The organism is Aeromicrobium sp. (assembly GCF_050700635.1).
Classification (GTDB): Bacteria; Actinomycetota; Actinomycetes; order Propionibacteriales; family Nocardioidaceae; genus Aeromicrobium.
Map to the genome: position 1 here is coordinate 1 of NZ_JBOHDT010000129.1, position 13,411 is coordinate 13,411.

Below are 13,411 nucleotides of genomic sequence, written 5' to 3' on the forward strand. Positions count from 1 at the left end.
CGATATACCAGTTCGTCACCACGACGGAACGCCTTCGACGATGGGGCCACCATGACACGGCGCGGAGCGGCACTCGAGCTAGCAGTCCTCGGACTGCTGCACGACGCTCCCATGCACGGCTACGAGCTGCGCAAGCAGCTCATCGTGCTGCTCGGCTGGGGCCGCGTGCTCTCCTACGGCACGCTCTACCCCTGCCTCAAGGCACTGGGCAAGGACGGCTTCATCGTGGCCGATCCACCCAGCCCGAAGGGGGCCAAGTCCGCCAAGACGCCGGGATCGGAGGCCGTCCGCGGTCGTCGCAACCGGATCGTCTACCGGCTCACCGCCGAGGGCAAGGAGCGTTTCGCACAGGCCCTCGAGGAGTCGGGGCCGGCCACGTGGGACGACGAAAGCTTCGGTGTGCGGTTCGCGTTCTTCGCGCGCACCGCCTCGCCGACCCGGGTGCGCATCCTCGAGGGGCGGCGCAGCCGGTTGGAGGAGCGGCTCGAGCACGTCAAGAACTCGACCCAACGCGGTCGGGAGCGGGCGGACTCCTACACGCTGGAGCTGCAACGGCACGGGCTGGAGTCGGTCGAGCGCGAGGTGCGCTGGCTCTCTGAGCTCATCGACCGTGAGCGCTCTGGGGGTTACCAGACATCGCACGACGAGCAGGCAACCGGCAAGAACAGAAGCCAGAAGAAGAAGGGCGCGAGCGAATGACCACAACCACTGGAGGAGAACCCATGGGTTCCGTACGTGTAGCCATCGTGGGCGTTGGCAACTGCGCCACGTCCCTGATCCAGGGCATCGAGTACTACCGGGACGCCGACCCGCAAGGCAACGTCCCCGGTCTGATGCACGTTCAGTTCGGCGAGTACCACGTCAACGACATCGAGTTCGTCGCTGCGTTCGACGTCGACGCCAAAAAGGTCGGCTTCGACCTCTCCGAGGCGATCACCGCGAGCGAGAACAACACCATCAAGTTCGCCGACGTGCCACCCCTGGGCATCACCGTGCAACGCGGCCACACGCTCGACGGGCTCGGCAAGTACTACCTCGAGACCATCGAGGAGTCCGACTTCCCCGCCGTCGACGTCGTGCAGGTGCTCAAGGACACCCGGGCCGACGTGCTCGTGTCCTACCTGCCGGTGGGTTCGGAGGAGGCCGACAAGTTCTACGCGCAGTGCGCCATCGACGCGGGCGTGGCCTTCGTCAACGCGCTCCCGGTGTTCATCGCCTCCGACCCCGAGTGGGCCAAGAAGTTTGAGGACGCCGGCGTGCCGATCATCGGTGACGACATCAAGAGCCAGGTCGGCGCCACCATCACCCACCGCGTGCTGGCGAAGCTGTTCGAGGACCGCGGCGTGGTGCTCGACCGCACGTACCAGCTGAACGTCGGCGGCAACATGGACTTCAAGAACATGCTCGAGCGCGACCGCCTCGAGAGCAAGAAGATCTCGAAGACCCAGGCCGTCACGTCCAACCTCTCGCACGACCTCGGCGCCAAGAACGTGCACATCGGCCCGAGCGACTACGTGCAGTGGCTCGACGATCGCAAGTGGGCGTACGTCCGGCTCGAAGGCCGCGCCTTCGGCGACGTGCCACTCAACATGGAGTACAAGCTGGAGGTCTGGGACTCACCCAACTCGGCCGGCATCATCATCGACGCCATCCGTGCGGCGAAGATCGCCAAGGACCGCGGCATCGGCGGAGCGCTGCTCAGCGCCTCGTCCTACCTGATGAAGTCGCCACCGGAGCAGCGTCCCGACGACATCGGTCGCACCAAGCTCGAGGCGTTCATTGCCGGTACCGAGGTGCGCTGAACCGCACCAACGTTGAAGGCCGGATCCCTCGGGGGTCCGGCCTTCGCCATCCCGCTACCCGTTGCGGTCAGCCCACCAGGTCTTGAGGGCGTCTGCGGCGGCGGCCTCGCCCAGCGGGCCTTGGTCCATCCGCAGCTCGAGCAGGAACCGGTAGGCATCACCAACCTCGCGTCCGGGGCCGATGCCGAGGACATCCATGATCTGGTTGCCGTCGAGATCGGGCCGCATCGAATCCAGCTGCTCCTTCTCGGCGAGCACGGCGATGCGTTCCTCGAGCTCGTCGTAGGTGCGTTGCAGTCGCGCTGCCTTCTGCTGGTTGCGCGTGGTGGAGTCGGCGCGGGTCAGGATGTGCAGACGCTCGAGCTGGTCGCCGGCGTCGCGCACGTAGCGTCGCACCGCGGAGTCGGTCCACTCGCCGGAACCGTAGCCGTGGAACCGCAGATGCAATCCGACCAGTCGTGAAACCCGGTCCACGGTGCTGTTGTCGAATCTCAAGGCTCGGAGCCTCTTCCTCGCCAGCTTCGCGCCGACGACGTCGTGGTGGTGGAACGTCACCGTTCCACCGGCTTGGAAACGCCGGGTCCTCGGCTTGCCGATGTCGTGCAGCAACGCGGCCAGCCGCAGGACCAGATCGGCCCCGTGACCGTTCGACCCAGGGTCGAGGCGGGCCTCCAGTGCGATGGCCTGCTCGAGCACCGTGAGCGAGTGCTCGTAGACGTCCTTGTGCCGGTGGTGCTCGTCGCGCTCCAGCACGAGGGCGGGCAGCTCAGGCAGCATGTGGTCCGCGAGCCCCGTCTCCACGAGAATTCTCAGTCCGGCGACCGGATGGTCTGAGCACAGCAGCTTGACGAGCTCGTCCCTGATGCGCTCGGCCGAGACGATGTCGAGTCGGTCCGCCATCGCAGTCATCGCCGTGACGACCTCGGGATGCGCCGTGAAGCCGAGCTGGGCGACGAAGCGCGCCGCGCGCATCATCCGCAGGGGGTCGTCGCCGAAGGAGATGCCGGCGGCGACCGGAGTACGGACCACGCCGGCCCGGAGGTCGGCGAGCCCGTCGAAATGGTCAACGAAATCCCCTGACGGGAGCCACACGGCCATCGCGTTGATGGCGAAGTCGCGTCGGGAGAGGTCGCCGTCGAGGGTCTCGCCGAAGCGGACCTGAGGTTTGCGCGAGGCGAAGTCGTACTCGTCCGAACGGTAGGTCGTGACCTCGATGTGCACGCCGCCCTTGCGCATCGCGATGGTGCCGAACGCGCGGCCGACGTCCCAGATCGCGTCGGCCCAGCCGGCGACCAGCTCCTCCATCTGCTCGGGACGCGCGTCGGTGGTGAGATCCCAGTCCTGGCCGGCCCGGCCCATCAGCGCGTCGCGCACCGGGCCGCCGACGACGGACAGCTCGTGCCCGGCCGCGGCGAAACGTTCGCCGAGCTCGACGAGTGCCGGCTCGGAGCCGATCAGCCGGTCGAGCCGCTCACGCTGATGCGGCGTCAGGCCGGGCGAGTTGGACACGACCACACACTCTACGGGCGCAGCGCCCGCCTACCATGAGCGCGTGGGTTCTAGGCCGCGTCTCCCTTTTCCGGTTCGAGGTGCGCGTGGTGTCGCGCTCGGCTGGCAAGGCAGAGGTGGGAGGCGCACCGGTGTTGTGCGGCGACTGACGATAACGCTGCCAGGCGAGATGCGACGCCCCGCGCACCCGGATCGGAGAAGGGAGGCACGGCCTGGTCGCCGTGTGGTCTCGCGCGCGCTCGTGGCGACCCTGGTGCTCCCTCTACTCACCACACTCCCGTCGCCCGCAAGGGCCGCCGACGAACCCGACCTCGACGTCCGAATCACCGGCCTCACCCCGAGCACCCTCGAGGACCGCGCGACGGTCACGATGTCGGGCACCGTCACCAATCGCGACGACCATGCATGGACGGACGCACAGGCCTATCTCGTCATCTCGACCACCCCGTTCACGACCCGCAAGCAGGTCGACGACGCAATCGACTCCGGCACCGCGTACACCGGCGAACGGATCATCGACCTCAAGTCGATCGACGACCTCGGGGATCTGCGGCCGGGCGTGTCCACCCAGTTCGAGGTCCGGGTGCCGTACAAGCGGCTCGGCATCTCCGGCGCCGACGGTGTCTACCCGGTGGGTGTCCAGATCCTCGGCACGGACGTCGACGGCACGCGCGACACGACGGCGATCGGCCGGGCCACGACCTTCCTCCCACTCGTGGCGGGCTCGAGCCCCGAGACCGCGTCCGCCGGCCTGGTCTGGCCGTTCCTCATGCCCGACCGCCGCAAGCCGAACGGTGACTATGCCGATCCCGAGGCGTTCCTCGCGCTGGTGTCCCCCAACGGTCGGCTGCGCAACCAGCTCGATCTCGCGGCCTCCACCCGTTCCGACGGCACGACTGTCGTCATCGACCCCGCGCTGCTGGTCGGGCTCGACGACCTGAGTCGCGGGCGGAACCTGCCCAAGGGTGTCTCCATGCATGCGGGGCAGCGCGAGTCCGCCCAGAGGTTTCTCGAGGACCTCATCGGGCTCGCCCGGGACAACACGTCCTGGGTGCTCGAGTACGACCGCCCCGACATCCTCGGCATCACCCAGTCCTCGTCGGCCGGGGCGCTCAGCGGTGTCGTCGAGCAGGCGACAGCCGCGGCCCTCGAGCAGTTCCAGCTCACAGGGCGCCGGGTCGCCTGGCCGACCGATGAGGGCGTCACCGCCCCACTGCTGTCGGCGGTGCGCGGTACCGGCGAGAAGCCGGTGATCGTGTCGCCGTCCGCGGTTCCCGGCTGGGAACGTCGCGATGGCTCGATCGTTCAGTACGCAGCACGGTCGGGGCCGATGCCGCTGCTGGTCAACGACGCGCTCGACACCGGCGTCCCCGGTCAGACCACGGTCGCCACGCTGCGCCAGCGCATGCTCGGCGAGGCGGCACTGGCGTCGCTGCAGACCGGCGCCGACCCCGGCTCCCGTGCAGACGCCGTCGCGATCATCGACCCACGATGGAATCCCGGCGCAGCGACCGCCGAGGCGCAGCTGAACGACGTGTTCGGAGCTTCGTTCGTCGACGGCGTCACCCTCGAGGACCTGATGAACGAGTCGCTCAGAAGGTACGAGGGGTCGGTGCCCCGAACGGCCAAGTCTCGGCCGATCGGCGACGGGCAGATCGCCGCCGCCGCCGGCGCCGTCGAGACGTCCGAGCTGCTCGGCCGGATCAGTCCGGAGAACGACGGCGTGCAGGCCGAGAGCGCGCAGCGGATCGCCGAGGTTCTGGGTGTGCGCTGGCGTGAGCTGCGGGCCGAAGGCCTGGCGACCGCGCGAGCGGTGGCGCGTCGCCTCGAGCGCGACCTCGACCGCATCACGATCGAGGGTCCCGGCGCGGTCACGCTCTCCAGCTCCGAAGGAAGCTTCCCGGTGACCATCAGCAACGACACGGACCATCCGGTGCGCGTGTCTGTGCAGATCGAATCGAGCAATCCGGCCTTCGGCGTGCCGGACTCCGAGCCCGTGGACGTCGCCGCCGGCGAGCGCCACACCCTCACCATCGACGTCGACATGAGGCGCCAGACGTCGGCGACGCTCACCGCTCGCATGATCACGAGCGACGGGGAGGCGTTCGGGGTGCCGGCTGTCTTCAACGTGCGGTCCAGCCGCGTCGGCGCCGCTCTGTGGGTGGCCATCGGCCTCGCCGCGGCCTTCGTCGCCATCGCCCTGGCCCGCCGCTTCCGCGGGCACCCGAAGCGGGACGATCGCGCCCCTTCGACTCCGGTGCTGGAGGCGGACCCCGATGACTGAGGGTCGGGACGAGGCGACTCCCGACCTCGCGAGGAGCAGCGCCTGGATGGCCCTCGGCACCGTGACCTCCCGCATCACCGGCTTCTTCCGGATGCTGCTGATCGCCTTCACGATCGGCACGCTGCTCGACGCCGACCTCTTCAACAACGCCAACACGATTCCCAACGCGCTGTACATCTTGGTGGCCGGCGGTGTCTTCAACGTCGTCCTGGTGCCGCAGCTGGTGCGGGCGATGAAGAGGGACCCCGACGGGGGCGATGCCTACGCCCATCGCATCATCACCCTCGGGTTGCTCGTGCTCGCGATCGCCACCGTCATCCTCCTCCTGATCGTTCCAGGGCTCGTGCACCTCGTGTTCGACCAGAAGCTGTTCTCCCCCGGATTCGAGAACCAGCGCGAGTCCGCCCAGCTGCTGATGTGGCTGTGCATGCCGCAGGTGTTCTTCTACGGCTCGTTCGTGCTGATGGGGCAGGTGCTCAACGCACGTGGACGCTTCGGCCCGATGATGTGGGCGCCGATCGCCAACAACCTGGTCGCCGTGGCAGTCCTCTGCCTCTACCTCGCGATGTTCGGCACCTCAAACGGCACCGACGGCTTCACCACCGACCAGGCGCTGCTGCTCGGGCTCGGCTCCACCGCCGGCGTCGCCGTGCAGACCGCGGTGCTCATCCCGTACCTACGCCAGACCGGTTTCGCGTTCCGTCCCCGGTTCGACTTCCGCGGCGTCGGGCTCGGCCACACCCTGCGCCTCGGCGCGTGGACCCTCCTGTTCATCCTGGCCAACCAGGTCGCGTTCATCGTCATCCAGCGTCTCGGCACCCGGGGCACCCTGGCCGGTGCGGAGTCCGGCGAGAAGGCGGCCGGTTCCGCCGTGTACGAGATCGGCTTCCTGGTCAGCCAGGTGCCGCACGGTGTCATCACGGTGTCGCTGGCCACGGCCGTCATCCCGACCCTCGCCGCACTCGCCGCCGACCGGCGCCACGACCGGATGCGCCTCGAGCTCGGACGCACTCTCCGTCTCGCGCTGGCCATCATCGCGCCGCTGGCGGTGGCGGCGGCCTGCCTCGGACCGACCGGCGCCAACGCCATCGCCTACGGCGGCATCCGTGGGAACGCCGACGTCATCGGGCTCACCATCGCGGCGTTCGCCCCGGCGATGATCGCGTTCACCGTGCACTACCTGATGCTGCGCGGCTTCTATGCCAACGAGAACACCCGCACCCCGTTCTTCGTGCAGCTCGTGATTGCCGCCGTCAACGTGGCCGCCGCCTATACGCTCACCTACAACGCCGCCCCGGCCCGCGTGGCCGCGCTGCTGGCGCTGTCGTACGGCCTGGCCTACGTGGTCGGCGCCACCTTGTCGACGACCCTGCTCTCGCGCTCCATCGGTCCCGTCCTCGACCGGGAGACCGCGGTGTTCGCGGTACGGCTCGCCGCCGCCTGTGCGGTGGCGGCCGCGGTGATGCTCGGCGCGGTGGCCGCACTCGATCGCGCAGGGCTCGACACGGACGCGCCCGGCCCGGCTCTCGGCGTGCTCGTCGTGGCGGGACTCCTGGGCGCGGCCGCATACGTCGGCACCGCCCTCCTGCTCGGACTCGACCAGCTCTCGTACGTCGCACGCAGCCTGCTGCGCCGCCGTTAGTCGAGGCTCCCTTGGGTCGTCAGCCCATCCGACTACGATGGAAGAGATATCGGAAAGGGTGTTGATGAGCGAGAGGCGCACCATGGCGTCCGGTGACGTCCTCGCCAACCGATACGAGCTCCAGGATCTCGTCACCGAACGGCTCGGCTCAGTCACCTGGCGCGCCAACGACAGCATCCTCAACCGCAACGTCGGCATCGAGATGCTGCCCAGCACCGATCCGCGTGCCGACCACTTCCTGGAGGCCGCCCGCCTCTCGACCAGCGTCACCGATCCCCGGTTCCTGCGGGTGCTCGACCTCATCGAGGACGACAACGGACAGCATCTCGTCGTCCGCGAGTGGGCCCGGGCCTTTCCGCTCGATCAGCTCCTCGCTCAGTCACCGCTGCCGAGTCCGCGGGCCGCGCGAGTCATGACGGAGGTCGCCGACGCGGTGGCCCACGCCCACGAGCGCGGCGTCTACCACCGGCGTCTCACCCCCCATCACGTACTGCTCAAGCAGTCCGGCGCCGTGCGCGTCGTCGGGCTTGGCGTGGCCTCGGCCCTTGCCCCCGCCGGCCACGAGGACTCCCTCGACGACCTGCTCACCTATGAGCGGCTCGACGTCGAAGCCCTCGGCAAGCTGCTTTACGCGTGTCTCGTCAGCCGATGGCCGGGTGCGCACATCGACCAGCTGCGTGCGGCACCCACCGAGCACGGGCGTCTGCTCAGACCACGACAGGTCCGTGCCGGGGTCTCGCACGAGCTCGACGCCGTCTGCGACCGCATCCTCGGCGACCCCCCGGCACATCACCGTCCGAAGATCACCACCGCCGAAGACGTCGCCCGGGCGCTCCTGCTCGTCGGCGACGAGTCCCTTCGCACCGACGGGCCCACCACGCTCACCCGCGTGTCCTCCCCCGACCTGCTGCGCATGGACCCGGTCGTCGTTCCCCAGGGCCCGCCCCCCGGCCTTGCGCCGCCGCGCCGCCGGCCCAAGGCCTACGAGCCCCCGCCGCCGACCTCGTTCGAGCGCGGCAAGGCGCGGGTCATGCGGGCCACCAGGGGCGATCAGCGCTTCGTGCTCGCCGGTGTGGCCGTCGTCCTCCTCCTTGCCACCGTGCTCGCTTTTTCCGTCAGCCGCACGTCCGGCGGTGATGGCGACAACGGCCCGGTCGACTCCCCCGCGCCGGTCGAGGCGCTGCAGGTGGCCGGGGTGAACGACCTCGACCCGCAGAGCGACGACGCCGCCGAGAACCCCGACCTCGTCGGGCTGGTCGTCGACGGAGACGCGGGCACCGGCTGGCTCACCAACACATACTTCAACCGCCCGGATCTCGGTGGCCTCAAGACGGGCGTCGGCGTGGTGCTTGATCTCGGCGGGCCCCGTGAGCTCAGCTCACTGCGCCTCCGTCTGGCCGGCGGCCCGACCGACGTGTCGGTGTACGCGTCCAGCCCAGGAGCGTCCGAACCGCGCAGTCTCAAGGATCTTCGCAGGATCGCCACGATCGATGCTGCCGGGACTGATGCCTCGGTGAGCATCCCGTCGGGCCTGTTCACCCGCTACGTCGTGGTGTGGCTCACGAGCCTGCCGGAGGTCGAACCGGAGCGGTTCCGTGGCGAGATCCGCGAGGTCACTGTCCAAGGTCGTGCCTGACAGTCCCGGGAATTCCCACGACTTAGACTGCGTTGCACCAGTAGTCCACAGCCCCGTCAGAAAGCACAGGCATGAGCGACGACATCCGCGACCTGATCATCATCGGCTCCGGGCCCGCGGGCTACACGGCGGCCGTCTACGCGGCGCGCGCGAACCTCGCCCCACTGGTGTTCGAAGGCTCGGTCACCGCCGGCGGCGCGCTGATGACGACCACCGACGTCGAGAACTACCCCGGCTTCCCCGACGGCATCATGGGTCCCGAGCTCATGGACAAGTTCCGCGCGCAGGCCGAGAGGTTCGGCGCCGAGCTGATCTCCGACGACGTCGAGTCGGTGCAGCTCGAGGGTGACGTCAAGACGGTCAGTCTCGCCGACGGCACCACGTACCGCGCTCTTGCGGTCGTGCTGGCCATGGGTTCGGGCTACCGCAAGCTCGAGATCGAGGGCGAGGATCGTCTCTCCGGTCACGGCGTCAGCTGGTGCGCCACCTGCGACGGCTTCTTCTTCCGCGAGCAGAACATCGTCGTGGTCGGGGGCGGCGACTCCGCCGTCGAGGAGGCGACCTTCCTGACCCGGTTCGCATCCAAGGTCACGCTCGTGCATCGGCGCGACGAGCTGCGCGCCTCCCAGATCATGCAGCATCGTGCGTTCGCCAACGACAAGATCGAGGTCGCCTGGAACTCCGAGGTGGCCGAGCTGCACGGCGACGAGAAGCTCGAGGGCATCACGTTGCGCGACACCGCCACCGGCGAGACGCGCCGCGTCGACGCCACCGGCTTGTTCATCGCGATCGGCCACGACCCGCGGTCGGAGCTGCTCAAGGGTCAGGTCGAGCTCGACGACGAGGGCTACGTGCTCGTGCAACCCGGCAGCACCGCCACCAATCTCCAGGGCGTCTTCGCCGCCGGCGACCTCGTCGACCACATCTACCGCCAGGCCGTCACCGCTGCCGGCACTGGCTGCGCGGCGTCGCTCGATGCCGAACGGTTCCTGGCCGACCTCGACCACGCCGGTGCACCCACACCTGACGCCGCACTCATCAACGAACACTGAGCTTCGCTCATCAGAAGCACTGACCCGACCGAGGAGAACCATGGCAGAGATCACCGCCGTCACCGACGCCGACTTCGACGAGAAGGTGCTCAAGGCCGACGGGCCCGTGCTCGTCGACTTCTGGGCGGCTTGGTGCGGACCCTGCCGTCAGCTCGAACCGATCCTCAAGGAGATCGCCGCCGACAAGGGCGAAGCCCTCACGATCGTCAAGATGGACGCCGACGCAAATCCGGCCACACCGGCCAAGTACCGCGTCACGGGCTTGCCCACGATGAACCTCTACTACGAGGGTGAGCTCGTGCGCTCCATCATCGGTGTCCGTCCGAAGTCGGCGATCCTCAACGAGCTCTCCGAGTTCGCCTGAACTGAGACTAAGTCGATTTATCGACAAATCGACTAGTGCAATGATTAGCGTCTAACCCGGCGTGGGTCCATGAGCTCGACGATCCGCTCGAGGTCCTCGACGGTCGCGAACTCGACGGTGATCTTGCCCTTGCTGCGTCCGAGGTCGACTTTCACCCGCGTGTCGAACCGGTCCGACAGTCGCCCCGCAAGCTCGGCGACTCTCGGCGAGTGGAGCTTGCCTCCTGATCGTCGAGCCGGCCGTCGCCGGGTGTCCGGCTCGACCGTGACGATCTCCTCGAGTGCCCGCACCGAGAGCCCCTCGGCCACGACACGCTGTGCGAGTCGGTCCTGGATCTCGGCGTTGACCACCGAGACCAGGGCCCGGGCGTGCCCTGCTGACAACACGCCGGCAGCCACGCGACGCTGAACGGTCGGCGTCAACTTCAGCAGGCGCAGCGTGTTGCCGATGTGCGGACGGGATCTTCCGATCCGTTCGGCCAACTCCTCGTGCGTGCAGCCGAAGTCGTCGAGTAGCTGCTTGTACGCCGACGCCTCCTCCAGCGGATTCAGCTGAGAACGGTGCAGGTTCTCCAGGAGCGCATCGCGCAGTAGGTCTTCGTCGGACGTTTCACGGACGATCGCCCCGATCGTGTCGAGTCCTGCTTCACGTGTGGCACGCCAACGGCGCTCCCCCATGATCAGCTCGTACGCCTCGGGTCCTGTGGAGCGCACGATCACGGGCTGCAGCAGGCCGACCTCCTGGATGGAGTGCACGAGCTCGCCCATCTCGTCCTCGTCGAAGGCCTTCCGCGGTTGACGCGGGTTGGGGCTGATCTGCGTGAGCGGGATCTCCGCGAACCGGGCACCGTCGATCTCCTGCAGGCCGCTGGCCTCCGCCTCCGCGGGTGACGCGGGGATGAGCGCCTCGAGTCCGCGACCCAGACCGCGTCGTGTCATCAGTCGTCCTTTCGTGCTGTATCGGTGATCTCACGGGCCGCCTCGAGGTAGGACAGCGCTCCCGATGACGTCGGGTCGTAGGTGAGGATGGTCTGCTGGTAACTGGGCGCTTCGGAAATGCGGACCGACCTCGGAATCGCGGTACGGAGGACGCTGTCGCCGAAGAACTTGCGCACCTCTTCGGCCACGTTTGCCGACAGGCGAGTGCGTGCGTCATGCATCGTCAGCAAGATCGTGGTGATCTCCAGATTCGGATTGAGGTGGCGCCTCACGAGATCGATGTTGCGGACCAGCTGGCCGAGTCCTTCGAGCGCGTAGTACTCGCACTGGATCGGGATGAGCACCTCGCGACCGGCCACGAGCGCGTTGACGGTGAGCAGTCCGAGTGAGGGTGGGCAGTCGATGAGCACGTAGTCGATCCGGTCGCCGGCGTCTTCGCAGTCCTCCAGGTATCCCTGCAGAGCGTTGTCGAGTCGGGTCTCACGGGCCACCAACGACACGAGCTCGATCTCCGCCCCGGCGAGGTCTATCGACGCCGGCAGCACGGTCAGTCCTGGAAGATCAGGGGCCGGTCGTACGAGCTCGTCGAGGTCGGTGGCGTCGACGAGAGCCTCGTAGACGCCGGGCGTTCCCTCGGAGTGGTCGATTCGCAGGGCGGTCGAGGCGTTGCCCTGTGGGTCCAGGTCGATGACGAGAACGCGCAAGCCCTTGATGGCGAACGCGGCGGCGACGTTCACGGCGGTTGTCGTCTTTCCCACTCCGCCCTTCTGGTTCGCGACCACGAAGACGCGGGTCTGTGCCGGCTCGGGCAGAGCCGAGGTCGCATGGACGCGACGCGCCAGATCGACGTGATCCTGGGCCTCCGAGGCCAAGGGTGTCGCGTCGTCGTCGAATGCCTCCTCGTTCGCCTCGCTGACGGCTCCGGCGGATGCGGGAGGAGCGGTTCCGGTCGAAGGGCCGGCGGCGGATGCGCTCATGTGGTGACCTCCCTGCAGGGTGCTTCGGCATCATGTGTTTCACGTGAAACAGACCGGTGGACGGGCATCGGCGAGGGGTTGCCTGGGCGGGTCTGTCGCCACCGCAGTTCTGCCATCACACTCACCGCGTCACCTCCACCACCGTCGCCGGAACCTGCAGGTCACCGTACGAAGACACCACGATATCGGTCGCGCCCATCTTGTGAAGTGCCGCTGTGGACGAGGCTACTTCTTCCTGCGCGGTGCGACCCTTGAATGCCAGGAACAAGCCGCCCGGTTTGACGAGGGGGAGACACCACCCTCCGAGCTTCTCGAGAGGTGCCACAGCGCGCGCGGTCACCACGTCGAAGGTCGCCTCGACGTCCTCGGCCCGAGATCTGCGGACGGTCACTCGTGACAGCCCGAGAGCCTCGACGGCCTCCTCGAGGAAGACTGTCCGACGTAGCAACGGCTCGATCAACGTGATGTCGAGATCCGGACGGGCGATGGCCCACACGATCCCGGGAAGACCCGCCCCGGAGCCGACGTCGGCGACCGTGGCGCCCTCCGGCACGCGCACCACCACCACGCCGCAGTTGAGCAAATGCCGGTCCCACAACCGTGGCACCTCGCGCGGGCCGATCAATCCGCGCGCAACGCCTTCGGATGCCAACAAGTCGACATATCGGTTCGCGAGCGGAAGCCGACCGCCGAACAACTCGCCAGCCGAAGGCGGCGTTGTTTCACGTGAAACGCCCACGATCACTCGGACGCGGGCAGCACCACGACGTGTCGATTCGTGTCCACACCTTCAGACTCGCTGATCAGCCCGGTGTCCGCCACGGCGTCGTGCACGACCTTGCGTTCGAAGGGCGACATGGGCTCCAACGGGACCGACTCACCGCTGGCCCGGACCTTCTCGATCGCTTCCTCAGCAACGACGACCAGCTCCGCCCGACGTTGTGCGCGGTAGCCATCGACGTCGAGCATCAAACGGCTCCGTTCACCCGTCTCGCGATAGACCGCGAGCCGAGTGAGCTCCTGGAGCGCCTCGAGAACGTCACCATCGCGTCCGACCAGATGCTGCAAGTCGCCGCCCACGATCGAAACCGCAGCGCGGTCTCCGTCGACGTCCATGTCGATGTCGCCGTCGAGGTCCGCGATGTCGAGCAGCTCCTCGAGGAAGTCGGCCGCGGCGTCGCCCTCCACCTCGAGCTTCGTGGAGTCC

Annotated in this window: 12 protein-coding genes; 7 read left to right on the forward strand and 5 right to left on the reverse strand. The window is 68.1% G+C overall.

Translation table 11 applies throughout. The features are described from left to right. Positions 1-51 precede the first annotated feature (51 nt). Entirely contained in the window at positions 52-699 is a 648-nt protein-coding gene (locus ACRDPN_RS10255) for a PadR family transcriptional regulator (RefSeq protein WP_431447351.1), read from the forward strand. Positions 700-722: 23 nt separating this feature from the next. Further along, positions 723-1,802 (forward strand): inositol-3-phosphate synthase, encoded by a 1,080-nt coding sequence (locus tag ACRDPN_RS10260; protein WP_431447352.1) that lies wholly within the window; start codon positions 723-725, stop codon positions 1,800-1,802. A gap of 54 nt (positions 1,803-1,856) precedes the next feature. Here the strand turns inward: ACRDPN_RS10260 and ACRDPN_RS10265 are convergent, their stop codons facing one another. Next, positions 1,857-3,311, reverse strand: a complete 1,455-nt coding sequence (locus tag ACRDPN_RS10265) for a CCA tRNA nucleotidyltransferase (RefSeq protein WP_431447353.1) — start codon at positions 3,309-3,311, stop codon at positions 1,857-1,859. 253 nt (positions 3,312-3,564) lie between these two features. Here ACRDPN_RS10265 and ACRDPN_RS10270 point away from each other — a divergent pair, with 253 nt between their 5' ends. From ACRDPN_RS10270 to trxA, 5 genes are all read left to right on the forward strand, one after another. Further along, positions 3,565-5,595: a DUF6049 family protein gene (locus ACRDPN_RS10270; RefSeq protein WP_431447354.1), complete on the forward strand. Its 2,031-nt coding sequence runs from the start codon at positions 3,565-3,567 to the stop codon at positions 5,593-5,595. After that, positions 5,588-7,237 (forward strand): murein biosynthesis integral membrane protein MurJ, encoded by a 1,650-nt coding sequence (gene murJ, locus ACRDPN_RS10275; RefSeq protein WP_431447355.1) that lies wholly within the window; start codon positions 5,588-5,590, stop codon positions 7,235-7,237. The genes ACRDPN_RS10270 and murJ overlap by 8 nt, the downstream gene beginning before the upstream one ends. 64 nt (positions 7,238-7,301) lie before the next feature. Continuing rightward, complete coding sequence (locus tag ACRDPN_RS10280) at positions 7,302-8,873, forward strand: protein kinase domain-containing protein (protein WP_431447356.1); 1,572 nt, start codon at positions 7,302-7,304, stop codon at positions 8,871-8,873. A 71-nt stretch (positions 8,874-8,944) separates the two neighbouring features. Beyond that, a complete protein-coding gene (trxB, locus tag ACRDPN_RS10285; protein WP_431447357.1) occupies positions 8,945-9,925 on the forward strand; it encodes a thioredoxin-disulfide reductase in 981 nt (326 codons plus the stop codon). A 40-nt stretch (positions 9,926-9,965) separates the two neighbouring features. Continuing rightward, the gene (gene trxA, locus ACRDPN_RS10290) at positions 9,966-10,289 is read left to right on the forward strand and encodes a thioredoxin (RefSeq protein WP_431447358.1); all 324 of its coding nucleotides are present in this window, start codon (positions 9,966-9,968) and stop codon (positions 10,287-10,289) included. Between the two features lie 44 nt (positions 10,290-10,333). On the opposite strand, the gene ACRDPN_RS10295 is transcribed toward trxA, so the two are convergent. From ACRDPN_RS10295 to ACRDPN_RS10310, 4 genes are all read right to left on the reverse strand, one after another. Continuing rightward, positions 10,334-11,227, reverse strand: coding sequence for a ParB/RepB/Spo0J family partition protein (locus ACRDPN_RS10295; RefSeq protein ID WP_431447359.1), 894 nt, complete (start codon positions 11,225-11,227; stop codon positions 10,334-10,336). Further along, positions 11,227-12,204: a ParA family protein gene (locus ACRDPN_RS10300; RefSeq protein WP_431447360.1), complete on the reverse strand. Its 978-nt coding sequence runs from the start codon at positions 12,202-12,204 to the stop codon at positions 11,227-11,229. Before ACRDPN_RS10300 ends, ACRDPN_RS10295 begins: the two co-directional genes overlap by 1 nt. Before the next feature lie 121 nt (positions 12,205-12,325). Further along, positions 12,326-12,949 (reverse strand): 16S rRNA (guanine(527)-N(7))-methyltransferase RsmG, encoded by a 624-nt coding sequence (gene rsmG / locus ACRDPN_RS10305; RefSeq protein ID WP_431447361.1) that lies wholly within the window; start codon positions 12,947-12,949, stop codon positions 12,326-12,328. Further along, positions 12,946-13,392 carry a protein jag gene (locus tag ACRDPN_RS10310; RefSeq protein ID WP_431447362.1) on the reverse strand — a complete coding sequence of 149 codons (447 nt, stop codon included), beginning with the start codon at positions 13,390-13,392 and terminating at the stop codon, positions 12,946-12,948. Before ACRDPN_RS10310 ends, rsmG begins: the two co-directional genes overlap by 4 nt. Positions 13,393-13,411: the final 19 nt, after the last annotated feature.